Below are 25,154 nucleotides of genomic sequence, written 5' to 3' on the forward strand. Positions count from 1 at the left end.
CGTGAGGAGCCATCTAAATCGGCTGCCTCAAGCAGCGACGGATCCATGCGCTGCAAACCGGCCATAAACAGCACCAGGCAGAAACCGAAGAAGTACCAGGTCGCCACCAGCCCGACCGCTGGCAGCGCCCAGGTAAAATCGCCCAGCCAGGAGAGCGCCAACTGCGGTAAACCGATAGCGCGCAGAAACTGATCGATGGGGCCAAACGCCGGGTTGTACAACCAGCGCCATACCACGCCCAGCACTGCCATGGGCATGATATACGGCAGGAAAAAGAGGATGCGCAATACGCTACGCTCTTTGGCATTGCGCGTGTCATACAGGAAGCTGCACAGCAGCAGACCCACGCCAATCGGCAGCAGGGTGTAAAACAGCATCAGCAGCGCATTGTTGCCCAGTGCCACCCAGAACACCGGATCCTGGAACATGCGCATATAGTTGCTCATGCCCGTGAAAATCGGCCAGGAGGTGCCATCCCACTCGGTGAAACTGATGCCAAGCGATGCCAGCAGCGGCAGAAGTAAAAACACCGCGTACACCAGCACGGCGGGCAGAAGATAGAGCGCATTGCGCCAGGCAGATTTGTTCAGCATAACCTTACTCGCTTGCGGGCCTGTTCACGGCCCGGCATGGTGGCGGGGCCGGGCGTCATCAGTGCTTCAGGGTTTTCAGGTAACGTTGATAGTTGTTATCGAAATTAATCACCATTTGATCTGGCGTCTGCCGTCCTGCCAGCAACAGCTGAACATTCTGATTCAACTCCGCGTTCATGGTCGGCGTGGCCCAGTCAAGATAATGGCCAAGACCATCATGATCGTTGAGGGTCACCCAAACCTGATAGGCTTCAGCCAGCAGTGGGTTGTCCGCTGGGATCTGGGCGTTTTTGCTGGTGCCCGCTGGCAGGAAGCCGACTTTCAACCAGCGGTTAGCCATCTCATCCGAGACGATGTAATCGATGAATTTGGCGGCCGCATCTTGCTGCTCTTTGGTTTTTGCGGTGCTGGTGATCGAGAACGCCAGGTCAGTCCCGCCGACCATCAATGCATGCTGCACCCCCTCGCCCATCGGCATCGCGGCAAAGTGCAGATCTTTGTTGTCTTTAAACTGGCCGAGATACCAGGTTCCGCTCACCAGGAACGCTGCCTGACCATTCTGGAACAGCGTGGCAGCATCATCATGCCCAATACCTTCGAAACCCGGGAAGAAGTAGCCTTTGTCTTTCCAGCTCTTCATCATGGTCGCCGCTTTCACCAGCTTATCGTCTTTGAAAGTCCCCCCGACGTCGTAGATCAGATCGTCCAGCGCCTTGCGGTCTTTACTCTCGATCTGGGCTTCCCAAACGGTACTCAGCAACTGCTGCCCCATGTTGCCATCCAGCAGACCAAGCATCATCGGCGGCGTACCCGCTGCTTTCAGCTTCGCCATTGCTGCTTCCAGTTCCGGCAAGGTTTTAGGAACGGCGACACCCGCTTTGTCTAACAACGCTTTGTTGTAGTAGAGCCCGACCATTTCACCCAGGCTCGCCACGCCATACAGGTTACCGCTGCCAAAATCCTGCTTATCAGACCAGCGGTTGCGTTTGAGAATCGAGTCCGGGAAGCGTGTGGTCCAGCCGTAGGTCTTGGCGTAATCATCCATCGGCCACAGCAACTTATCTTTCACCAGCGATCCCATATCCCCACCGCCCTGATTGACCTGAGCGATTTGCGGACCATCACCGGCGGTCAGCGCCAGTTTGAGTGGGATGCGCGTATCTTCAAACGAGTGCACCGAGCGCTGGATCGTGATGCCCGGATTTTTTTGCTCGAACACTTTAACCGCTTCATCCACCGCTTCGGTCTGCTGCGGATAGTTGTAAATATCCCATTCATTCAGCGTCACCGCCTGGGCTGCCGCCATGGTTGCGCCGAGCACGATCCCGGCTGAAACCAGACGCGACAGGCCGCGCAGTGAGCTTTTCATACGGGACGAACGCTGGGTTGAATCACACATCATGCTCGGTTTCTCCAACAGATGACTGGCATCCCTTCATCTCGACACCTGCCTGTCCTGACAGGTTGATTCAGCTGCAATAACACCGTTAACTCATACTTACTTTATGAGCAAAAGAAAGTCAAACATCGCCAATGTGGAATTTTTGCTCTGTGATGCAGTGCAAAAAGTGAGAAGAAAAGCGGCTTAAACAGCAGAGAACCCTGTGGTTTCGTGCAGATATCGCACATTAAACGAGCATCAGCCTTGTGCATCAGCATAAACCACCAATACAATTAAACCACTGACATATCATATGAAAATTCTATAGTTATCGAGTCAATCACTGGGCCCTACAGGGACAGGCAGCACGGATTACCGCATAGCGTGGGCGGATGCGGCTATCAAAGCTTCAAAGGTCATAACCGTAAATTAGGGTTGATGTCTGCTTTGTGCGCCAGGTCAATTATTACACCTTGAAAACTAAGTCAGCTTTCTTTACCGTGAAATCTGTTCATCTCCTGACCACAGAGGCACCCCATGACGGCCGAAGGTGTTATTCGTCGCGCGAACGAGGCTGATTTTCCCGCCCTGTCGCGTATTTGCTTAGAAACCGCCAACGCCGGAACCGACGCCACGGCGCTCTACTCCGACCCGGCGCTGCCCGGCCTGCGTTTTGTTATTCCGTACGCGCGCTTTGCACCTGAGTTTGCTTACGTACTGGAACAACAAAGTGAGGTGGTGGGCTATGCCGTCGCTACACCCGATACGCGCGCATTTGAGGCTGAGCTAAACACATCGTGGTGGCCTCGCCTGCAACAGCAGTACCGCGATTACACGCCTCGCGCCCCGCTGGATAGCAAAGTGCTGGATGCGATTCACCAACCCGATGAAGCCGCAGAACAGCTGGTGAGCCAGTGGCCCGCACATCTGCACATCAACCTGTTGCCCGCGGCACAACAAGGTGGCTGGGGACGTAAATTGATTGAACAGTTGCTGCACGAGCTGCGGGCAGCAGGCGTACCCGGGGTTTACCTTGGTGTCAGCCTGCAAAATGAGAAAGTCTGTGGCTTTTATCAGCGCCTCGGCTTCACGCCGATTCTGCGCAGCAACGCCATCTACATGGGCCAATTACTCTGATTGAGGCACCGCATGACTAGCCTGCACCTGCAAAACGTGAAGAAGTCCTATGACCATGTCAACGTCATCCACGGCATCGATCTCACCATTAACAGCGGTGAGTTCGTGGTGTTTGTGGGCCCATCCGGCTGTGGTAAATCAACCCTGTTGCGCATGATTGCCGGGCTGGAAGAGATCAGTGACGGTAAGTTGCTGATTGAAGGTGCAGATATGACTCAGCAACCCGCCACTGAACGCGGGATTGCCATGGTATTTCAGTCTTATGCCCTTTATCCCAACATGACGGTGCGCGGCAATCTGGCTTATCCGCTGGAGGTGATGAAAAAATCCAAAGCTGAGATTGAGCAGGCGATTAACAAGACGGCAGCGAGCCTGCACCTGACTGAACTGCTGGACCGTCTGCCGCGCGCCCTCTCTGGCGGCCAACGCCAGCGTGTCGCCATTGGTCGCGCCATTATTCGTCATCCGCGTATTTTCCTGTTCGATGAACCGCTGTCGAACCTGGACGCCGAGCTGCGTTTACAGATGCGCATCGAAATCGCGCGCCTGCATAGCTCGCTGGGTAACACCATGATTTATGTTACGCACGATCAGCTGGAAGCGATGACCTTAGCCGATCGCATCGTGGTACTGCGCCAGGGCCGCATCGAGCAAGTGGGTGCGCCGATGGCGCTGTATCACGATCCTGATAACCTGTTCGTCGCCGGGTTTATCGGTTCACCGAAGATGAACTTCCTGCAGGCAGAAGTCGCGGCAGTTGCGCCTGGTGCGGTGCAGTTGCGTGTACCCGCTTTGGGCATTCACTCGCTGACCATGAAGATTGATGCCGCTTGCCGCGAGGGGCAAAAGGTCACGCTTGGCGTGCGTCCTGAGCATTTTGCACCGGCCAGCCACGACGCTGAGGCCCTGAGCTTTAGCGCGGATTTGTCCTTTAGCGAGATGCTTGGGCACACCAATTACCTCTATCTGGATATTGGCGAAGAGAAGTTGTTAGTAATTGAGGAGCGTAACGCGGCGGAGCATGAGATTGGCGAACGTGTGAGTTATCAGATTTGCGCTGAGCGCGGCATGCTGTTTGATGAGCAGGGATTGCGGTTGCGTTGATGTTCTCCGGTGCGCATCAATGCGCACCCTACGAAAACCGCTTACGATTGCCATAGGGTTGCCATTTATGGCGACCTGAGACTAAACGACTTCCTCATCCGCCTTCGCCGCCAGTAAATCCAGCAACTTATTCACCGCGAACCCTGCCGCACCTTGCGCCCACATACGATTGGACTCAGTGAGGAACTGCAGCGGTGTCATGTGTGGCGTCAGCTTCAGACGGTAAGTCTGGAAACTCTGGGTGATGTGATCGAGCAAAATGCGTGATGCCATTTGCGGTTCCATCGCCAGATACACCACATCGGGATCGTACGCCACGGAAAGGTTTGCCAGGGATATGCCCAGATGCTGCCCTGCCTCCGCCAGTATGGTTAATACCTCAGGCGTGGGCTGCAGGTCCAGATCGCGCAGTGTCTGTGGCGCCGCCTCTTTCATCGTCACAGCCACGCGCTGCAAAATAGCCTGGGATGAGGCAACATCCTCCAGCAACCGTTCAGAGCCATCACCCAGCAGCGAGACGCCAATTTCTCCGGCTTTACCATGGCGACCGCGATAGAGTTGACGGTCAAGCAAGATCCCCGCACCGATGCCTTTACCGAATGTGGCAATCACCGCTGACTGTGCATGCCCCAACTGACCAAACACCAGCGCCGCCATCGCCAGCGCGTTGGCATCATTTTCAATAAATACCGGCAGCGAAAAACGCTCTTCCAACAGGCGTGCAATCGGTACATTGTTCCAGCCCAGCGCGCGGGATAATACGCAAACACCGTTACTGGCATCCACCAGTCCGGAGAGCGCCAGACCAATAGCGCCGACTTTTTTTGCCTTCCACACCACGCAGAAACTTTGCCAGTGCATCACCCAGCTGTTTAGGCGTCATGGCGCCGGAAGGGATTTGCTGCTCGCCGATAATATTGCCGCTGAGATCGGTTAAGACAATCAGGTTACGTTCGGCGTTGAGCTGAATGCCGACCACGCTGGCGTGATCTGGATTCAAACCCAGCAACGTTTTGGGTCGACCCATTGAAACGCGACGCAGCCCCAGCTCCTGCACAATGCCACCGGAGAGCAGGCGATTCGTGGCCTGAGAAACCGTCGACATACTCAGGCCGCTTCGCACTTTAAGATCGGATTGGCTGATTGGCGCATTTTCGACAATCAGTCGCAAGATGCGGGCAGTGACGTTGGGAGCGGTCATGGATCTCTTTATCTGCTAGTGAAGGGTTAAGCCGGTTGCTGACTGAACTGGCTCGCCAAACGTAACGCGCCGCTAAGCGCATCCTCCTGTGGCGGCACCAACTGAGCCACAATCGCGGCCGGCAGCCAGGGTTGAATCGGTACGGCTAAGCCGCCCATCAGCGCCAGCTTGCCATGGCTGCGGGCCAACAGCGGCTGCACCATCTGCTCAATCTCGGCTGCCGTTTGTTGCAGCAGTGCCACGGCGTGTTCATCGCCCTGCTGCGCAGTGGCGAAAATCTCTGGCACCACCCGGCCCCAGTCAGCGGGCGTTGCCTGCTGTGACCAAATGAGCATCTGTTCCGGGCTGTGTTGATGAAGTGCCATGATGCGTTCGGTCAGCGGTGACGCGGGCACAATACCTTCCTGTGCCAGCAGCGCTAATCGCCGTGCGCGTCGCCCGAGAATCGCACCTGAGCCGTCATCGGACAAGGCAAAACCCCAACCGCCCAGCAAGGTAAACTGTGTGCCATCCCAGGCGGCCCCCTGGCTGCCCGTCCCGACAATAAACACCGCCCCCGGCGCACCAGCATGTGCGCCCGCGCAGGCGATCTCAACATCGGTAAACAAGTAACGTGCCTGTGAGCGTGGCTGCCAGCTCTGTAGGCGGGCGTGGACCGATGCCACATTAACACCCGCCAGCCCCGCCACCAGGGTGGTGCGATCACGTGCCTCAGCGGCTAAGCCAGCTTGCAGAAACAGCTCATCAATAACGTTTTCAACCGCCTGAATAGCCCCATCAAACTGCGACCAGACATTGGCAGGCCCGCCTGTGGCTTCAGCCAGCACACGACCGGCGCTATCTGTCAGGCGTCCACGACAGTGCGTACCACCGCCATCAATTCCCAGCAAAAGTGATTGCACGCGTTTCCTCCTGCCTGCCGCACACGGCATGACGCTTATAGATGTGCGAAAGATAGGGGAAAAAAACTTAAATCGCAATCACAAATAAATACGCATTCCCTATAGTTAATTAATTTTCATATAAATCATAAAGATAATTAAATTTAACAGTTTGATACCTGGGTTACTGATTGACATTAGTTTTTCTGGCGTAATAAGTTAACGGTCAGATTATCAGCAGCCTGATGGGTCGGGCAGCTAACAGGCAACGGGCTTCAGGGGTACAACATGAAAGTGGGTATTATTGGTCTGGGCTTTCGTCTTTCCCATGTGGTGAAAGAGTTCAACAAAGCCGACGCAGAGTTCTCCGTAGTGGGTTACGTCGATCCAGCGCCTGCTGGCTTGCCGAATCTTCACACCTTTGGCATTGATGCAGGCGTGGCATTCGACAGCGTTGACGCCCTGTTACAGCATGGTGGCTTTGACCTACTGCTGGTGGGTTCACCGAATTTCATGCACCTTGAACACATTCGTCAGGGTCTGGCTGCGGGTTACACCGTCTTCACGGAAAAGCCGGTGGTGATTAATGAAGAGCAGACCATGGCGATGGCGCAACTGGTGCAACAATATGGCCATGAGCGGATTCTGGTGGGTCTGGTGCTGCGTTATTCCCCGCTGTATCACGATTTGCTGAACGCACGTGATGAGCATCGTCTGGGTGAAATCACCTCCATTGAAGCCACTGAGCACATCAAGCCCTATCACGGTGCCTTCTTCCAGCGCGACTGGCGTCGTCTGGAGAAGTATGCCGGCCCTTACATTCTGGAAAAATGCTGCCACGATATCGATCTCTATCAGGGGTTAGTGGGTGAGCGCCCAATACGGGTGGCCAGTTTTGGCGGACGTAAAAACTTCACGCCACAGCATGCGCCTACCGGCGCGGTCACGCCGCAGTCGGAGGTGTATCACGTCAAACCTAGCGGCTGGTCGAGCACCGATGCGGTGTTTGATGGCGATGCGGATATTGTGGATTATCAAACCGCACTGATTGAGTACGCCAACGGCGCCACCCTCGCCTTCCACGCCAACCTCAACGTCCCGGATGAGTTCCGCCGCTTCTGCGTCATGGGCACTGATGGCATGGCTGAGGGGGATTTTGTGCGTAACTACTTCCGCGTACACAACGCCCGCACTGGCGAACGCGAAGTGGATACCACCTACAGTGGCAATGCCTATGATGGCCACTACGGTGCCGATGCGCTGATGGCAGAAGAGATCGTCAAACACATTAAACAGGGCACCCCGCTGAAAGTCTCAGTCGTGGATGCCCTGGAAGCGGGTCTTACTGCGATTAAAATCGATGAAGCGCGAAAATCGAAAACCGTGGTGGATATGACAGAGAGCTGGAAACAATTTGACGCCAGCCTGGGGAAAACCGCGACCGTTTAATCAGCGCGAGTATGGGTGGGCAGCGACGGGCGGCCTGAGGGCCGCACCTTACCAATCGCATCCTACAGACCGCAGAGAGTAATGATGTCGGGCGCACCTTGGTGCGCCCGACAGGTTTAAACCGTTTCATTCTCCAGCTTCTGCCGTTTGCGCAGGTGCGGGAAAATTGTCATCCACACCGCCACCACCACCAGCGTGCCGATACCGCCGAGCGCTGCCGCTGGCACCGCCCCCATCCAAGCCGCCAACATGCCTGATTCAAACTCGCCCAGCTGGTTTGAGGTATTAATGAAGATGGCATTGACCGCATTAACACGTCCACGCATGTCATCCGGCGTATCCAACTGCACCAGCGCCCCACGGATCACCATACTTACCATATCGAAACCGCCGAGTGCCGCCAGCGCCAGCAGCGACAGCCACAATTGGGTCGAGAGCGCAAACACCAGTGTCGCGACGCCAAAACCAGCAACCGAGCCGAACATGATCATGCCGACGTGCTTTTCCAGTTTATGACGGCTCAACCATACGCCCACCAGCAATGCCCCGACAGAAGGTGCACCGCGCAGCATGCCCAATCCCCAAGGACCGGTATGCAGAATGTCCTGGGCAAAAATAGGCAGCAGTGCAGTTGCTCCACCGAGCAATACGGCAAACAGATCGAGGGAAATCACCCCGAGCACGTCCTTACGCTCGCGAATAAACCGTACACCCGCAAACATATTGGTGAGGTTCATCGGCATACGCACCTGCGGTGGGCGCTCGTACCGCAATCGACTGACCAGCACGAGAGAAATCAGGTAAAACAATGCCGCGACGCCATACACCACATCGGGGCCCGCAACATACAGTAGGCCACCGAGGGTCGGTCCGATAATTACCGCCGCCTGACCGCCGACGGAGCTGGCGGCCATCGCTCGCGCCAGAATCGACGGCGGCACCAACGCTGGCAGCATAGAGGTAATGGAAGGCCACTCAAGGGCTTTAGCAACGGAGATCAGAAAGACCAATCCCCATATTTCGATTTTGTCCGCCCAGTGCAGTAGCGTCAGCACCACCAGTCCCAACAAGGCCAGACACTCAATCAACTGCCCCAATAAGACAATGCGACGACGATCAAACTGGTCAGCCAGATGGCCTGCAGGCAGAGCCAATAGTACAGAAGGCAAGAATTGCATCAGTCCTATCATGCCAAGCGCCATCGCACTGTGGGTGATGGCATAGATTTGCCAGCTGACCGCAACGGAGAACATCTGAAAACCAAACGATGAACAGGTGCGTGCCAACCAGAAGGCGACAAACGACCTGTGCCGCAACAGCGAATCTTCTGCTGCGGATACCTGTGAACCCATAGTTTTTATCCCATCCTCAATCACTGTTCCGGCTGGCGTCATTGCACCAACCTGGTGAAAAGCCCTTTGCTGGCTCTCTTTATGTTTTTCCGGCCACAGAGTGCGGCATCTTGCAGGTACAGGCAATGGCTAGCCGTGCGCTTTAAAAACAGTTGCTTATCTTAAATTCTGCTAAGCATAGAGTTCTGAATATTAGCAGGCTGATTGTTTTCAACCGAAAATATCCAAATCATTCCGAAAGTTCCAATAACTATTTAATTATTACCGCTTCGCTGGCAATTATCTCTTTATCAGAGACAGCTAAAAAACGTGATCTTTTCAAACAAATCGGTCTATATTGGAAGTGTAAAAATCACAGCAGTCTTGCCGTCCTTATAATAATTAAGACGCTCCAATTAATTAATTTATTCGCAGAGATAAATGGAAAACAGTTCATACAATCCTTATGTTACTGAGCGTATCCGTCGCTTCGACGGCGCACTGACCGGTGTCTGTTATTCAGCACCCTTTATGCATTGTGAACAGGAAAGCCCGAGATTACTTAACGGATGCAACATAATTTCACTGCACAATCAGTTGCCCGATACGCCTGAATTAATAATCATCCCTTTAGCGGGAAATATACTGACGCGCTTTTTACAGGCACCGGAAATTTATTCCAGCCTGCAGTCAGAGAATGTGCGTCTGGCAATCAACTATACCGGTTTACTTCAGCAGGATAAGGCCTTGCGGGAAGCAGCTCAGCATTTTTCTTTCTGGCTTTATGATTTGGCGCCACCGGGTACTTGCTGGAAGAATATTGCTTCATTTCCCTTTAGTGGAATAGTTCTGACTGATGAATTCTTCAACGATAATTATCTCAAGTTTAGCTTTCCATTTCTGCTTGGCTCATGCCGGGAAAGAGAAGCAGAAGTGATATTACGCACGCCGCAGCTATCCCTGCCGCTGGCGAAGTATGAAGACTTACAGCTTTCTGGCTGGCAGGAACAACGCACCAGCAGCGTCCTGATTGAAGTGTAAACGGTTACACAAAACTCCGCACCTTGGCGTTAAGGCCCGATCTCTTCGGGGATAACGCTTTAATTTCCTCATAAAATGTCGCACTACTACCATTCCAGAAGTGCAATGCACTAAAAAAATCAAACCCGTTAACGTTTTTAAGATAAAATTTAACGCAAAGGGATCATCTGGCGTCATGGAAGCGCGCCGATCGTACATCTTAAGTCACTTCGTACTCTATGTCGGAAAACAACCCAATGCGTTGTTTTCTTTTAAGTTTATGGCAAAGAAAGAGGTTAATATTATGGGGAAAGCTTCCTCATCTTTTGGCGTGATTCGTTTCCTGACAGTGCTGTTCGCGCTGCTCACGGGCGCATTTATGCTGGTTGGCGGCGTTTGGTTAGCCGCCATTGGAGGTTCCTGGTACTACGTTATTGGCGGTGTGATTATGTTGATCACCGCTGTCCTGCTGTGGCGTCGTAGCGGCGCAGCAATCATGCTGTATGCCTTACTGCTGTTGGCTACGCTGGTGTGGGGTGTCTGGGAAGTCGGTTTCGACTTCTGGGCGCTGGCACCACGTACCGATGTGCTGGTGATCTTCGGCATCTGGTTGATTCTGCCGTTTGTCTATCGCGGCCTGAACCATGCGGGTAAAGGTGCTCTCGGTCTGATGGCCGTTGCATTGATTGCCAGCGTACTGGTTCTGGCGTGGGCGGTATTCCACGATCCGCAGGAGCTGAATGGTGAAATCCCTGCGGCGGCGGATAATGCCCCGCAAGCGCAGCCATTGAGCAACATCAAGGATGCTGACTGGCCAGCCTATGCGCGTGACCAGCAAGGCACCCGCTTCTCACCATTAAAGCAAATCAACAGCGGCAACGTGAAAGATCTGCAGGTGGCCTGGCAGTTCCAGACCGGCGATCTCAAGACCCCGAACGATCCGGGTGAAATCACCGACGAAGTAACGCCGATTAAAATCCGCGACACCTTGTATCTGTGTTCACCGCACCAGATTCTGTTTGCGCTGGATGCGACCACCGGTAAGCAGAAATGGAAATTCGATCCGGGCTTGAAGCCGAATCCAACTTTCCAGCACGTTACCTGCCGTGGTGTTTCTTATCATGAAATGCCTGCTGCCGCTGATGCAGCCAACACACAGCCTGCGCTGTGCTCGCGCCGTATTTACCTGCCGGTAAACGACGGTCGTCTGTTCGCACTGGATGCCGAAACCGGTGAGCGTTGCCCATCATTCGGTAACAACGGTGAGCTGGATCTGCAGCACAAACAGCCGGTGCTGACCCCAGGTCAGTATGAGCCGACTTCCCCACCGATCATCACTGATACCACTATTGTGATTGCCGGTGCGGTCACCGATAACTATTCAACCCGTGAGCCGTCAGGCGCCATCCGTGGCTTTGACGTCAACACCGGTAAGCTGCTGTGGGTGTTTGATCCGGGCGCGAAAGATCCTAACGCGATTCCAGATGACGAACACAGCTTCACCATGAACTCGCCTAACTCTTGGGCACCGGCGGTGTACGATCCAAAACTGGATACCGTTTACCTGCCGATGGGCGTTTCCACTCCAGATATCTGGGGCGGCAACCGTACACCTGATCAAGAGCGTTATGCGAGCAGCGTGCTGGCCCTGAATGCCACTACCGGTAAGCTGGTATGGTCATATCAGACGGTGCATCACGATCTGTGGGATATGGACCTGCCGTCACAGCCGACGCTGGCCGATATCACCGACAAAGAGGGCAACACCGTACCGGTGATTTATGCCCCGGCGAAAACCGGTAACATCTTTGTATTGGATCGCCGTACCGGTAAGCCTGTCGTGCCAGCACCAGAGACGCCAGTGCCGCAGGGTGCTGCGAAAGGTGACCACGTTTCTCCTACTCAGCCGTACTCCGAACTGACCTTCCGTCCGAAAAACAATCTGACGGACAAGGACATGTGGGGCGCGACTATGTACGACCAGCTGGTGTGCCGCGTGATCTTCAAGCGTCTGCGCTATGAAGGTCCGTTCACGCCGCCGTCTGAGCAGGGTACGTTGGTATTCCCAGGTAACCTCGGCATGTTTGAGTGGGGTGGTATCGCGGTTGATCCACATCGTCAGATCGCGATTGCTAACCCAATGGCGCTGCCGTTTGTCTCTAAACTGGTGCCACGCGGTCCGGGTAACCCGATCGAACCCCCAGCTGATGACAAAGGTGGTTCAGGTACCGAAACCGGTATCCAGCCACAGTATGGCGTGCCTTATGGTGTGGAGCTGAATCCGTTCCTGTCTCCGTTCGGTCTGCCGTGTAAACAGCCAGCATGGGGCTATGTCTCTGCTGTTGACCTGAAAACCAACGAAACCGTGTGGAAGAAACGTATCGGTACCGTTCGCGACAGCGCACCGGTTCCAGTGCCGTTCAAGATGGGTATGCCAATGCTGGGCGGCCCAATCACCACCGCCGGTAACGTGTTCTTCATTGGTGCGACTGCCGATAACTATCTGCGCGCGTTCGATACCAACACCGGGGAAATGCTGTGGCAAGCACGTCTGCCAGCCGGTGGCCAGGCAACACCGATGACCTATGAAGTGGATGGCAAGCAGTATGTTGTCATCGCGGCAGGCGGTCACGGTTCGTTTGGGACTAAGCTGGGCGATTATGTGATTGCTTATGCACTGCCAGATGCGAAGTAAGCCTCTGGGTTAAAATGACAAAGGCGGGCTGAGAAGCCCGCCTTTTTATTGCTTCACGTTCTGCAGCTAACAGATGCGCAATGAATTGCGCCGCTACGGTTTTTTTAACACTCGTGCATTTAACAATGCGCATAGCGCCATGATCACACAGGTCGCCAGAAACACGGGCTGCATGCCGAATGCGCCGCCGACAAATCCACCAAACAGCGGGCCCGACACCTGGCCGACATATTGAGCCGAAGTCGAATAGCCCAGCATTTTCCCCACCTGCCCTTGCGGCACGTTATGGCGAATCAACGCCGTCACACAGGGCATCAACCCGCCCAGCGCCATCCCCATCAGGAAACGCAATACCACCAGTTGCCAGGCTTGGGTAATAAACGCCTGGGGAATCAGCAGCACGGCACAGGCAATCAGGCCATAAACCAACACCCGTCCATGCCCGACCCGATCCGCCAGTCGGCCCAAACGCGGTGCAGAGAGAATGCTGCCCAATGCGGCGGCGGCCATCACCACCCCCGCCGTGACCGTAATGGCATGTTCACCCTGGACAAACTGGCCGATATACAGCGTGATAATCGGTTCAATCGACATGTTGGCGAAAATCAGCAACATGCCTGATAACCACATCAGCCTGACTACCGGCAGATTAATCGATTTATCTTCCTCAATATTGCTCTGCGCCGCTTTTTTACCGGCTTGACGCGGTGCTTCTTTTAACAAAAAGGTGGTGGCAAGGAAGGCGAGGAAAATCACCGCACCGGTCAGCCAGAAGGTGTGACGAATCCCGATCAGGGGTGGCAGTATCCCGCCCAGCAGCGGCCCCACCACGTTGCCCGCCATAATGCCGGATGACAATACCCCCAGCGCCCAGCCAGTCTGCTCTTTAGGCGTCTGCGACGCCACCAGAATGGTTGAGCCAGAGGCATAGCCACCTAATAAACCGGCTAACAAGCGCAGCGCCACCAACTGCCACGGCGCGGTCGCCATACCAATCAGTGACATGGCTATCGCCATCCCAAGGCTGGCTCGGATCAGCATCAATTTACGGCCATAGCGATCGGCCAACTTACCCCACAATGGTGCGGTGAGCGCCGCGCTCAGGAAGGTGGCGCCATAAGCGGCCCCAGACCAACGGGCAATCGCGGCAGGTTCCTGCACGCCAAGCTGCTGCACGTAGAGTGGTAAAAAAGGTAACAGTAACGTCATCGCCACGATGGTACTGAACGAACCCAGCACGCAGACACACAAGTTACGCTTCCAGTGTTGCTGCTCAGGCGCTAACACGGTTGAAGAGGACGACATAGTGATTTCCCTGTTTTTGCTTTTTAGCAGGCTAACAGCGCTGAAGCGGAGAAAACAGGGTGAGAGGGATATTTGCCAACCAGCGCAACATTGTTGCCAGATAACAACAATCAACCTTCACCTAATGTATTGATGAGTGCATCACACAGCAGCGTGACCGGTGATGAAGGCTGTGGCTGCTCTTTAAGCAGTAAATAGCTGTGCAAGCGATCCATCTGCCACTCCGGTAACACCTGTTGAATTTCCCCACGCCCTAACGCCTCTTGCGTCATATACGCAGGCAGATAAGCAATACCTGTGCCCGCCAGCGCCGCATTCAGCAGCGCCATGCTGTTATTGGCGCGAAAGCGGCTGTGCACGTCCAGCGCCAGTCGCTGTTTGTCGCGACGAAATGGCAGTGCAGCGGTATGCGCTGGGCCGTGGAACAGCAGCAAATCGTGGCGGGTCAGGCGTTCAGGATGATCGATAGCAGGATGCGCCGCCAGATAATCGGGCGTGGCATACAAGCCCCACTCAATCGTGCTTAATTCCCGAAAATTGGCCACTTCCGGCGGCCGGGCGCGGATCACGATCGCGACATCTGCACTGGGTTGTGGGTCGTCACTGGTGGTGAGTTCAAGGTCGACGTTGATGTGAATATGACGGCGGATAAAGTCATTCAGGGTGGGCACCACGCACTGGCAACCAAAGGTGATGGGCGCCTGCAAGCGCACATTCCCGGCAGGCAGTTGATGCACCTGCTGCACAAAGGCATCGGCACGATGCATCTCTTCCAGCATGCGAGTACAGAACGGATAGTAAGCCTGCCCCAGCTCGGTCAGCACCACCTTGCGCGTGGTGCGTTGCAGCAGTTTGATGCCGAGCCGCACTTCCAGCCGGGCAATTTCACGGCTGACATGCGATTTAGAGATACCCAAGGTTCGCGCAGCTTCACTAAAACTTTGCCGCTCTACGACGCGCGCAAACAGCATCATAGCGGTGAGATTATCGCTGTTGTCCATGTTCTCAGGCAGGTGAAGAAAGTGAGAACTGAAGATTATAACAATGTCCGACTGGTCGCCATTAATGGCAACCCTACAAAATCATCCCATCATTTTGTAGGGTGCGCATTGATGCGCACATAATCCTGATGCGCTCAACTGGCCACCGCCAACGGGAATAACAAACGTTCCTGTTCAACGCGACGCTGGCGGCGTAACTGGCCCGGCGTGACGCTAAAGTAATTTTTAAAGGTGCGGGTGTAGGCCTGTTGGGTATCAAACCCGTAGCTCATCGCCACCTGTAAAATCGCTTCATCACTGTTAATCAGCGTGAGCGCTGACTCAGTCAACCGGCGCTGGCGAATGTACTCTGCCAGAGAGAAGCCCGTGTGTTGACGGAACAGACGTTGTAGATGCCAGCGGGAGTATCCCGAGCGGCGTGCTACTTCATCCAGATGCAGATCGTGACCTAAGTTGTCTTCTATCCAGTCCAGCAAACTACGGATAAATTCGCTCTGATTCATGGGAACCTCCTGCTTCGACAATATGTCCAGTGCAGTCACTGTAGCGCGTTAAATTTATCCCTTAATTAGGAGAAAATTAGCGCAGAATTAGCAAGGAGGGAGAGCAGTGTAATTATCTACTAAGAATCCGAAGGTAAACTGCGTTCATCAGTCTGGGAGAACACTATGCGCGTGCTGCTGGTAGAAGATGATGAAATGATTGGCACCAACTTGCAGCAGGCGCTGGAAGCGGCGGGCTGGTCAGTGGACTGGGTGCGCGATGGCGTGTATGCCACCAATGCCTGGTCTGAGGGCGGCTATACCTGCGTATTGCTTGATTTAGGCTTGCCGCGTGAAGATGGCATCCACGTCTTGAAACGTGCTCGCACCCGAGGCGATATGACGCCGGTGCTGGTACTGACAGCGCGTGACACCGTACAACAGCGCATTCAAGGCCTTGACAGCGGTGCCGATGACTATTTGCTCAAACCCTTTGATTTGCAAGAGGTACTGGCGCGCATGCGTGCAATCACCCGACGTCGTCACGGTGCGGCGGATTCCCTGTTAGGTAGCGGCGATGTGCAGCTGGATATGATGACGCGCGAGGTATTGTATAAAGGCCAGCGCGAACAACTCACCGCCCGTGAATATGCGCTGCTGTATGCACTGCTGGAACGTCCCGGCGCGATTTTATCGCGTGAACAATTAGAAAACCGCATCTACGGCTGGGGAGAAGAAGTCACCAGTAACGCCGTTGATGTGCTGATCCACGGCATGCGCCGCAAGCTTGATAACGAAGTGATTCGTAACGTACGCGGCCTGGGCTGGCGAGTACCGGCAATATGAAACCTTTCACCTTTATGCGCTCCTTGCGTAACAAATTGCTGCTCACCCTGGTGCTGTTGCACCTGGCGATGATTGGCGGCGTCACCTGGTACTTCTACCACTGCTATGGCGACATGATGGGCACCATGAAGGACGATCAACTCGCGAAGATCGCCGATGCCTGGTCATCCAGCCAACGCATGCCCGCGCTGATGCCGATGGTGATGCAGCAAGAGAAGCTAAAAAGTACCTACATCGTGCAGTTGTGGGATGACCACAACCACCTGCGCGCCAGTTCCTGGCCTGCGTTACAGGCACCGCTCCAGCCCAAAAAAGGCTGGTCAGATTTGAAAGTGGGCGACTGCGGCGATGACTGTGAATGGCGTGTCTATACCCGCCCCGGTGAGTTGGGCAGTGAAATTGGCAATATTCAGGTGTTGCATAACATTGGCTACATGAAGAGCTTGATGGTGAAGCGGGTACTTTCCGCCATCATTCCGTTGATGCTAATGATGCCACTCTCGCTGCTGGTGATATGGTTGGTGGTGCGCGCGATTACCCGAGATTTACGCGTGGCGTCGCGGCAAATTGCCGCCCAGGAAACACTGCACCCGCACGCTGTTTCACCCAACAGCCTGCCCGATGAAGTGCTGCCGCTGGTCGCGGCTTATAACTCGCTGCTGGATAAACTGCGTGCGGCCTGGTCTTCACAGCGTCAGTTCCTCGAAGATGCCGCGCATGAATTACGCACGCCGGTGACCGCCGTCACTCTCCAACTGGAAAATCTGCGTCAGCATATTCAACCGGGCGAGGCCAGCCGACAGTTTGACCAGTTGGAAGCGGGCGTCACGCGCACGCGCCATTTGGTGACGCAACTGCTCAACATCTCGCGGCAGGAAGACCAGTCGGTGGTGGCCTCCGTCGAGACCATCGACATCGACGATCTACTCAAAGAGAGTATTGAACAACTGATGGTGGTGGCAGACAAACGCGGGATTGATATTGGCTTTAACGGCACGACGCATTACCGCCTGCACGCCAGCCGCTCTGATTTGCGCAGCCTGTTCGATAACCTGATAGGCAATGCCATGCTACACACGCCAGAGGGCAGCCTGGTGGATGTGCTGTTACATCGCGTGGGCAATCACACCGTGGTGGATATCGTCGATAATGGTCCAGGCATGCCGGAATCCTTTATTGAACGCGCCTTTGACCGCTTCACACGCTCGCCGGATGTGCAGGCACAAGGCAGCGGCTTGGGGTTGTCCATTGTTCGTAGCGTGGCGCAAAAGCATCAAATGCAGGTGGCGCTGTCCAACTGTCATAATCCGCAAGGCGAGATTTCTGGCTTGCAGGTACGTGTGACCTTGCCTTGATTCGACGGATGCTAACGTTTTCGGTAGAGCGCGGTCTTCAGGCCGCGCGATAAATCGCGCCACTCCCTCCTTTTCAACATCCCATCAAATTACCGCTGTACGCGACAACGTAATCGGTTGCGGGGTTCCGTTCGCAACACGCCTTTTTTGTGATCATAGTCACATTTTAAATGAATCAAAATGCAACACATTTTGACAAACGTGATCAAAATCTATTTCCTATCGCTCTGTTACAGGCACATTACGCGCACTTGAAAATTCGGCGATTCAGACCGTTTAAAACAACACACTGCCCATCCCCTGGGATCGATTTGACACGATCGCGGCGCATTCGCGGCGATCACAAGCATGTGGATAACAATAATGAAATTTAAAGCATTGATAGCAGGGGCCTTATTGGCCAGCAGCTGGACCGGCGCGGCACAAGCGGCAGACAGCGATCCGCAGTATCTTTCTGACTGGTGGCATCAGAGCGTCAACGTGGTGGGCAGCTATCACACGCGCTTCGGACCTCAGTTCAACAACGATGTGTATCTCGAATACGAAGCCTTTGCCAAAAAGGACTGGTTCGATTTCTACGGCTATGCCGACCTGACCAACTTCTTTGGTGCAGGCAACAGCAACGCTAACGGCATTTTCGACCACGGTTCGCCGCTGTTCATGGAAATTGAGCCGCGTTTCTCTATCGATAAACTGACCGGCACCAGCCTGGCATTTGGTCCGTTTAAAGAGTGGTACTTCGCGAACAACTATATCTATGACATGGGTCGCAACGCGTCACAGCGTCAAAACACCTGGTACATGGGTCTGGGTACTGATATTGATACCCACAGCGATATCGGCCTGTCACTGAACGTGTATGCCAAGTACCAGTGGCAGAACTACGGTGCGGCGAACGAAAATAGCTGGGATGGTTATCGCTTCAAGGTGAAATACTTTGTGCCGATTACCGATCTGTGGGGCGGTAAGCTGAGCTATATCGGCTTCACCAACTTCGACTGGGGCTCGGATCTGCGTGACGAAACCGGTCCATCGCGTACCAGCAACTCGATCGCCTCCAGCCACATCCTGTCGCTGAACTACGATCACTGGCACGTTTCTACCGTGGCGCGTTACTTCCACAACGGCGGACAGTGGGCGGATGGTCAGGAGCTGAACTTCGGCAACGGTCCGTTTGAAGTGAAATCAACCGGCTGGGGTTACTACCTGGTGGTGGGTTACAACTTCTGATTGCAAAGACCAGGTCGCCATAAATGGCGACCCTACGACTATCGTGTGCGGTTTTCGTAGGGTGCGCATTTATGCGCACCTGGTAACATAGGCGCAATGAATTGTGCCGCCACGCATCGCAATAACACCTGTCAAATCTGTGGTTTATAGGCATTCACCATCCAGGGCACGCCAAACTTATCGGTGAACATGCCAAAGCCGTGCGCCCAGAAGGTCGGTTCCCACTTTTTCGTCACCTCTCCGCCTGCCGATAACGCATCAAACCACCGCTTGCCTTGTGCCTCATCCGGCGTTGATAAGCTCACGGAAAATCCTGCGTAATTCGCCTGCGGTGCGCCATCGCTCATCATCAGTTCGCCCTGCCCGATCCGCAGGTGCGCGTGCATTATCTGTTCGGGTGAGAACGTCATGCCAGATGGGCAGCCTTCATCTTCGACAGTTGTTTCGTCTGGCATATCGCCAAAGGTCATTTTGAACAGCAGTTCGCCGTCGGTCGCCTCAAGATAGAAGGCGATCGCCTCTTCGCAGCGGCCGTTGTAAAACACATAGGGAGTAATTTGCATGGTCAGTTCTCCAGAAGTGGAACGTCCAGTGCAAGTGTAGTGCGCAATTTTTAATCAGATGGGAGCCAGGCCGCACTCTTACCTTTGTTGACAGTAACGCCGGAATAATTGCGCCATATAGGCACTCATCGGCGTCAGCGCGGTGTCTTTTCGCTGAATCAAATAGAACGTGGCTTTCGGCAGCGGATCGTCAAGATCAAGGGCGATTAACTGCCCGCCGTGGGTAGGATCTTCAATCACATCGCGCGAAATAATACTGACGAAATCGCTCTTCGCCACCAGACTGGTACAGGCCATAAAGGTCTCACAGGTGACGACGATCTTCGGTGCCATGCCGCGCTCACCAAACAAATCGTGCAACAGTCGGTAATAGCTACCTTGCGGCGTTGGCATGGTCCAGTCACAGTGCTGCAACTCTGCGAGCGATCGCGCATGGGCCATGGGATGCCCTTTGCGCATCACCACCTGATAATCACGCTGCATCAAGCGTTCAAAAATCAGCTCCTGATCCAGATGGTGTTGATCGTAGGTATTGATGGTGAAATCCAGTGCGCCCTGACGCAGTTCATGCACCATCGACACCAGTTGCCCCTCAACAATGCGCACCTTCACCAGCGGATATTCACGATGAAACTGAGTGATCACCTGCGGCATGATGGTACGCGCGATACTGCCGCCCACACCAATATTGACCCGGCCACCGGCCAGTCCCAGGCGTTGCTGAATATCCTCCTGTGCCACGCGCAGCTCTTCCAGCACCAGACTGGCATGTCGAAAAAAGTTATCACCGATATCGGTGAGCGTGACCCCTTGCTGGCGTCGTTCAAACAGGCGAGCGCCGAGCGCCAGTTCCAGTTCCTGGATCGCTTTGGTGAGTGCAGGCTGCGATAGCCCCGATAAGCGGCTGGCCGCCCGAATGCTACCCTGACGCGCCACGTCGACAAAGGCACGCAGCTGATGAAGTTTGAGGTTGGCAGGCATGATTTTTGTGATAACCGTTGTTTATCAGTGACAAGATATTCGCATCTTATGCGCACCAATACCATTGTGTAGATTCGGGTTAATGCATAAAAAACCAACACAAAGGATATGCCGATGAAAACCCTCTCCGACCTCGTCAACGCGCGGATACCGCAGATGCAAATCTGGCGTCGCGATCTGCACCATTTTGCCGAATCGGGCTGGCTGGAGTTCCGTACCGCAACCTTAGTCGCTGAAGAACTGCATCGTCTTGGTTATCAGCTGAAGCTGGGCCGTGAAGTGATCGATGCGGATGCGCGTATGGGCTTACCCTCTGACGAAGTGCTGGCGCAGCAAGAAGCCCGCGCGTTAGAGCAAGGTGCACTGCCGCAGTGGATCTCCCATTTCTCTGGCGGTTTCTGTGGCGTTGTCGCCACGCTGGAAACCGGTCGTCCCGGCCCGGTAATGGGCTTCCGGGTCGATATGGATGCACTGGACCAGAACGAAAGCCGTGATGCCGACCATATCCCAACTCGCGAGGGCTTTGCCTCCTGCAATGCCGGCATGATGCATGCCTGCGGTCACGACGGGCACACCACCATCGGCCTGGCGCTGGCGGGCGTGTTGATGGAGATGAAAGATCAGCTCAGCGGCACCATCAAGATCATCTTCCAACCCGCCGAAGAAGGCGTGCGCGGTGCGAAAGCCATGGTCGCTGCAGGCGTGGTGGATGATGTGGATCTGTTTACCGCCATCCACCTCGGCACAGGTGTGCCCGCAGGCGAAATCGTTTGCGGCAGTGATAGCTTCCTCGCCACCACCAAACTGGATGTGAGTTTTACGGGCGTCGGCGCACATGCAGGCGGTAAACCAGAAGAGGGCCGCAATGCTCTGCTCGCCGCCGCACAGGCTACGCTGGCATTGCATAATCTGCCGCAACACAGCGGCGGCGTGGCGCGCGTTAACGTCGGCGTATTGCAGGCGGGCACGGGCCGTAACGTGGTACCGGATTGCGCGCTGATGAAAGTCGAAACCCGTGGCGTCAGCAATCAGGTTAACGACGATATCTATCAGCAGGCCTTGCGCGTCATCGCTGGCGCGGCGGCGATGTATGGCGTTGAGTACGATATCAAACTGATGGGCGGCGCTCGCAGCTGTACACCGAGCCAGCCGTGGGTGGATTTCATCCACCAGCAGGCCGATGCGATGGGCATTTTCACCTCGGTCATTGATACCAAACAGCAGGCGGCAGGTTCAGAGGATGCCACCTACATGCTGGAGCGTGTGCAGCAGCGCGGCGGCCACTCTTCGTATGTGATCTTCGGCTGCGATCTGGCAGCAGGCCATCACAACGCCAGATTCGATTTTGATGAAGCGATCATGGCCACCGCGGTGCAAACGCTGGCCACCCTGGCGCTGAATCAGGCGCAGTTTGGAGGCCAGCGATGAGCCATCACGACTTTATCGATCATTACATCAACGAGAATCAGCCGCGCTTTACTGCGCTCAGCGATGCCATCTGGGATGTGCCGGAAACCCGCTTTGAAGAGACGCAGTCTGCCGCCATTCTGGCCGATGCGCTGGAGCAGGAAGGTTTTCGCGTTGAACGCGGCGTCGGCAATATCGATACCGCTTTTATCGCCAGCATCGGCAACGGCAAGCCGGTGATTGCGATTCTGGGTGAGTTCGATGCACTGGCCGGTTTAAGCCAGCAATCGGGCTGCGCCACGCCACAACCGCTGGTCGAGAACGGCAACGGACACGGCTGCGGGCACAATTTATTAGGCACCGCCGGACTGGCTGCCGCCTTCGCCATCAAAGCCTGGTGGGCGCAGAACGGCCAACGCGGCACATTGCGTTTTTACGGTTGTCCGGGCGAAGAAGGCGGTTCCGGCAAAACCTTTATGGTGCGTGAAGGGCTGTTTGATGATGTCGATGCGGCTGTCACCTGGCATCCTGAAGGGTTCAGCGGCATGTTCAACCTCAGCACCCTTGCCAACATTCAGGCCGCGTTTCATTTCAAGGGCGTCGCCGCGCACGCCGCTAACTCCCCGCATCTGGGCCGCAGCGCCTTAGATGCCGTCACCCTGATGAATACCGGTGCCAACTTCTTACGCGAGCACATCGTGCAGGAAGCCCGCGTGCACTACGCCGTAACCAATACCGGCGGCGTCTCTCCCAATGTGGTGCAGGCCGATGCCGAAGTGCTGTATCTGATTCGCGCACCGGAACTCGACCAGGCCCAGGATATCTATCAGCGTGTGATCAACATCGCCAAAGGCGCGGCCCTGATGACGGACACCACCATGACGGTGCGATTCGACAAAGCCTGCTCCAACTATGTGCCTAATCGTGCGTTGGAAGCGGTCATGGAGCGCAATTTGCATCAGTTTGGCCTGCCCGCTTACAGCGCGGATGAGCAGCAGTTTGCCGCCGAGATCCGTGCCACGCTAACCAAAGACGATCTGCGCAATGCGCGCCTGAATGCGGCACGCACCGGCGGTGAAGCGGGCGTGGCGTGGACAGAGGCGCTGGGTGACAAGATTTTGATGGATGAGGTGGCGCCGTACGCCGTCACGCGCGAGTTGCTGTACGGCTCAACCGATGTCGGCGATGTCAGTTGGGTCACGCCGACGGCACAGTGCTTCGCGCCCTGTTTTGCCTTCGGTACCCCGCTGCACACCTGGCAACTGGTGGCGCAGGGCCGCACCTCGCTGGGTCACAAAGGCATGTGTCTGGCCGCCAAAGTGATGGCCGCCACCGCGCTGACCTTGTTACAGGACGAGGACGCGCTGGCACGCTGTCGTGAGGAGTTTCAGCGTGTGCGCCGCGAACAGCCTTATGTTTGCCCGATACCGGCAGACGTCACACCATCGAAGTTGTCATCCTGAAATAAGCGCGGTGTTCCGACTAAGTGCGTATAAATGCGCACACTACGGGGCTTAGGCGCAGTTGTAAGGTTTACCACAGTTGTAGCGGGCGCATTTATGCGCCCAGAAATATCTAAACACTATAAAAATGACAGCCCCAACGCGGGCATGCAAATACAACAAGACGACCAATGAGGCAAAGCTGATGGAAGTGACTACGGAGAACCGCAGCCCAGGGAAGCTGTTTAACTGGATAGAGCGCATCGGCAATAAAGTGCCGAACCCATTCTTACTGTTTGTCTATCTAATCGTGGTATTGATGGTGGCCACCGCCATTATCAGCGCCTTTGATCTGGCGGTGAAAAATCCCACTAACGGCGAGCTGGTACGCGTCAATAACCTGCTGAGCGTGGCAGGGATTCAGTGGATCCTGCCTAACATCATCAAAAACTTCAGTGGCTTTACGCCACTCGGCTCGATTCTGGCGCTGGTGATTGGTGCAGGCCTGGCCGAGAAAGTCGGCCTGCTGCAATCGCTGATGGTGAAAATGGCCTCACGCGTGAGCCGTCGTTACGCCAGCTATATGGTGTTGTTTATCGCCTTCTTCAGCCATATCTCATCGGATGCGGCGCTGGTGGTGATGCCACCGCTCGGCGCACTGATCTTCCTCGCGGTGGGTCGTCATCCGGTAGCGGGTCTGCTGGCAGCAATTGCCGGTGTGGCGTCTGGATTTACGGCCAATCTGCTGATCGTCACCACTGACGTCCTGCTGTCGGGTATCAGTACCGAAGCGGCGAAAGCGGTGAGCGATACCGTGCACGTCAGCGTGATCGATAACTGGTTCTTTATGGCCAGTTCGGTGATCGTGTTGACGGTAGTGGGCGCGATCCTCACCGATAAATTCGTTGAGCCGCGCCTGCCCGCATGGAACGGCGGTCATCAAGACCGCCTGCCGCCGCTGACGGCACTGGAAAATCGCGGCCTGAGAGCGGCTGGTATTGCTGCACTGGTATTTATTGCGTTGATGGCGCTGCTGGTGGTGCCGGAACACGCACCGCTGCGCAACCCGAAAACTGGCGGCATTATTCCTTCGCCGTTTATTCAGGGTATTGTGCCAATCATCATCCTGTTCTTCTTTGTGGTAGCGATTGCTTACGGCGCAGTGACGAAGCAGATTCGCCGAGCCGATGACATCCCACAGTTGCTGGTCGATCCGATGAAGAGCATGGCGGGCTTTATTGTGATGGTGTTCCCGCTGTCGCAATTCGTCGCCTTCTTCAACTGGAGCAACATGGGCAAGTTTATGGCTATCGGCCTGACCGATATGCTGGAGAGTGCCGGGATCAGTGGCGCACCCGCTTTCCTGGGCCTGATGTTCCTGTCAGCGTTTCTCTGCATGTTTATCGCCAGCGGCTCGGCTATCTGGTCGATTCTGGCACCGGTATTCGTGCCGATGTTTATGCTGCTCGGTTTCCATCCGGCCTTTGCGCAAATGATTTTCCGCATCGCTGACTCTGCCGTCTTGCCGCTGGCACCGATGTCGCCGTTCCTGCCGTTGTTCCTTGGCTTCCTGCAGCGATACCAAAAAGATGCACAACTTGGCACCTATTATGTGCTGATCTTCCCCTATCCTGTAGTGTTCTTCATTAGCTGGATTGTGCTGCTACTGGTCTGGTACGCACTCGGCTTACCGATTGGTCCGGGCGTCTATCCAAGCCTGCACTAAGCGCATCGCCATGGACGGCGATCA

20 protein-coding genes and 1 pseudogene are annotated in these 25,154 nt (G+C 55.1%); 11 read left to right on the forward strand and 10 right to left on the reverse strand.

Going from position 1 to position 25,154, the window contains the following annotated elements; translation table 11 throughout:
• Both PSSD_RS04175 and PSSD_RS04180 read right to left on the reverse strand, forming a co-directional pair.
• Positions 1 to 593 (reverse strand): carbohydrate ABC transporter permease (locus PSSD_RS04175; RefSeq protein WP_058969599.1); only part of this gene is annotated, 593 nt, incomplete at its 3' end.
• Positions 594 to 651: 58 nt separating this feature from the next.
• Positions 652 to 1,992, reverse strand: a complete 1,341-nt coding sequence (locus PSSD_RS04180) for an ABC transporter substrate-binding protein (protein ID WP_058969698.1) — start codon at positions 1,990 to 1,992, stop codon at positions 652 to 654.
• Positions 1,993 to 2,511: 519 nt separating this feature from the next.
• Between PSSD_RS04180 and PSSD_RS04185 the strand changes: the two genes are divergently transcribed.
• Positions 2,512 to 3,111 carry a GNAT family N-acetyltransferase gene (locus tag PSSD_RS04185; protein ID WP_058969601.1) on the forward strand — a complete coding sequence of 200 codons (600 nt, stop codon included), beginning with the start codon at positions 2,512 to 2,514 and terminating at the stop codon, positions 3,109 to 3,111.
• A gap of 12 nt (positions 3,112 to 3,123) precedes the next feature.
• Entirely contained in the window at positions 3,124 to 4,215 is a 1,092-nt protein-coding gene (locus PSSD_RS04190; RefSeq protein WP_058969603.1) for an ABC transporter ATP-binding protein, read from the forward strand.
• 81 nt (positions 4,216 to 4,296) lie between these two features.
• Here the strand turns inward: PSSD_RS04190 and PSSD_RS04195 are convergent.
• Both PSSD_RS04195 and PSSD_RS04200 read right to left on the reverse strand, forming a co-directional pair.
• A pseudogene (locus tag PSSD_RS04195) lies at positions 4,297 to 5,416 on the reverse strand (ROK family transcriptional regulator).
• Positions 5,417 to 5,442: 26 nt separating this feature from the next.
• Positions 5,443 to 6,318, reverse strand: coding sequence for a glucosamine kinase nucleotide-binding domain-containing protein (locus PSSD_RS04200; RefSeq protein WP_058969605.1), 876 nt, complete (start codon positions 6,316 to 6,318; stop codon positions 5,443 to 5,445).
• A gap of 267 nt (positions 6,319 to 6,585) precedes the next feature.
• Here PSSD_RS04200 and PSSD_RS04205 point away from each other — a divergent pair, with 267 nt between their 5' ends.
• Positions 6,586 to 7,746 carry a Gfo/Idh/MocA family protein gene (locus tag PSSD_RS04205; protein ID WP_058969606.1) on the forward strand — a complete coding sequence of 387 codons (1,161 nt, stop codon included), beginning with the start codon at positions 6,586 to 6,588 and terminating at the stop codon, positions 7,744 to 7,746.
• Between the two features lie 116 nt (positions 7,747 to 7,862).
• Here the strand turns inward: PSSD_RS04205 and PSSD_RS04210 are convergent, their stop codons facing one another.
• On the reverse strand, positions 7,863 to 9,098 hold the full coding sequence (locus PSSD_RS04210; RefSeq protein ID WP_058969609.1) for an MFS transporter: 1,236 nt from the start codon (positions 9,096 to 9,098) through the stop codon (positions 7,863 to 7,865).
• Positions 9,099 to 9,518: 420 nt separating this feature from the next.
• Between PSSD_RS04210 and PSSD_RS04215 the strand changes: the two genes are divergently transcribed.
• Both PSSD_RS04215 and PSSD_RS04220 read left to right on the forward strand, forming a co-directional pair.
• Entirely contained in the window at positions 9,519 to 10,118 is a 600-nt protein-coding gene (locus PSSD_RS04215; RefSeq protein WP_039335861.1) for a hypothetical protein, read from the forward strand.
• Positions 10,119 to 10,401: 283 nt separating this feature from the next.
• The gene (locus tag PSSD_RS04220; RefSeq protein WP_058969700.1) at positions 10,402 to 12,792 is read left to right on the forward strand and encodes a glucose/quinate/shikimate family membrane-bound PQQ-dependent dehydrogenase; all 2,391 of its coding nucleotides are present in this window, start codon (positions 10,402 to 10,404) and stop codon (positions 12,790 to 12,792) included.
• Between the two features lie 93 nt (positions 12,793 to 12,885).
• Here PSSD_RS04220 and PSSD_RS04225 read toward each other — a convergent pair whose 3' ends face one another.
• The 3 genes from PSSD_RS04225 to PSSD_RS04235 all read right to left on the reverse strand — a co-directional run bounded on the left by PSSD_RS04225 (position 12,886) and on the right by PSSD_RS04235 (position 15,601).
• A complete protein-coding gene (locus PSSD_RS04225) occupies positions 12,886 to 14,097 on the reverse strand; it encodes an MFS transporter (RefSeq protein ID WP_058969610.1) in 1,212 nt (403 codons plus the stop codon).
• Positions 14,098 to 14,207: 110 nt separating this feature from the next.
• Positions 14,208 to 15,098, reverse strand: a complete 891-nt coding sequence (locus PSSD_RS04230; protein WP_058969612.1) for a LysR family transcriptional regulator — start codon at positions 15,096 to 15,098, stop codon at positions 14,208 to 14,210.
• A gap of 134 nt (positions 15,099 to 15,232) precedes the next feature.
• Complete coding sequence (locus PSSD_RS04235; RefSeq protein ID WP_039335855.1) at positions 15,233 to 15,601, reverse strand: helix-turn-helix domain-containing protein; 369 nt, start codon at positions 15,599 to 15,601, stop codon at positions 15,233 to 15,235.
• A gap of 165 nt (positions 15,602 to 15,766) precedes the next feature.
• On the opposite strand from PSSD_RS04235, the gene PSSD_RS04240 reads away from it, so the two are divergent.
• From PSSD_RS04240 to PSSD_RS04250, 3 genes are all read left to right on the forward strand, one after another.
• Complete coding sequence (locus tag PSSD_RS04240; protein WP_039335853.1) at positions 15,767 to 16,426, forward strand: response regulator; 660 nt, start codon at positions 15,767 to 15,769, stop codon at positions 16,424 to 16,426.
• Complete coding sequence (locus PSSD_RS04245; RefSeq protein WP_058969614.1) at positions 16,423 to 17,781, forward strand: sensor histidine kinase; 1,359 nt, start codon at positions 16,423 to 16,425, stop codon at positions 17,779 to 17,781. The genes PSSD_RS04240 and PSSD_RS04245 overlap by 4 nt, the downstream gene beginning before the upstream one ends.
• A 363-nt stretch (positions 17,782 to 18,144) precedes the next feature.
• Positions 18,145 to 19,011, forward strand: coding sequence for a nucleoside-specific channel-forming protein Tsx (locus tag PSSD_RS04250; RefSeq protein WP_039335850.1), 867 nt, complete (start codon positions 18,145 to 18,147; stop codon positions 19,009 to 19,011).
• A gap of 131 nt (positions 19,012 to 19,142) precedes the next feature.
• Here the strand turns inward: PSSD_RS04250 and yjdN are convergent, their stop codons facing one another.
• Positions 19,143 to 19,574: a VOC family metalloprotein YjdN gene (yjdN, locus tag PSSD_RS04255; RefSeq protein WP_039335847.1), complete on the reverse strand. Its 432-nt coding sequence runs from the start codon at positions 19,572 to 19,574 to the stop codon at positions 19,143 to 19,145.
• Positions 19,575 to 19,652: 78 nt separating this feature from the next.
• Entirely contained in the window at positions 19,653 to 20,555 is a 903-nt protein-coding gene (locus PSSD_RS04260; protein ID WP_038643576.1) for a LysR family transcriptional regulator, read from the reverse strand.
• 114 nt (positions 20,556 to 20,669) lie between these two features.
• On the opposite strand from PSSD_RS04260, the gene PSSD_RS04265 reads away from it, so the two are divergent.
• From PSSD_RS04265 to abgT, 3 genes are all read left to right on the forward strand, one after another.
• On the forward strand, positions 20,670 to 21,983 hold the full coding sequence (locus PSSD_RS04265; protein ID WP_058969616.1) for an amidohydrolase: 1,314 nt from the start codon (positions 20,670 to 20,672) through the stop codon (positions 21,981 to 21,983).
• Positions 21,980 to 23,425 (forward strand): M20 family metallopeptidase, encoded by a 1,446-nt coding sequence (locus PSSD_RS04270; protein WP_039335844.1) that lies wholly within the window; start codon positions 21,980 to 21,982, stop codon positions 23,423 to 23,425. The genes PSSD_RS04265 and PSSD_RS04270 overlap by 4 nt, the downstream gene beginning before the upstream one ends.
• Positions 23,426 to 23,609: 184 nt before the next feature.
• Positions 23,610 to 25,130, forward strand: coding sequence for a p-aminobenzoyl-glutamate transporter (gene abgT, locus PSSD_RS04275; RefSeq protein WP_058969617.1), 1,521 nt, complete (start codon positions 23,610 to 23,612; stop codon positions 25,128 to 25,130).
• Positions 25,131 to 25,154: the final 24 nt, after the last annotated feature.

This window comes from Type-D symbiont of Plautia stali, from assembly GCF_001485335.1.
Taxonomy (GTDB): Bacteria; Pseudomonadota; Gammaproteobacteria; order Enterobacterales; family Enterobacteriaceae; genus Pantoea; species Pantoea vagans_C.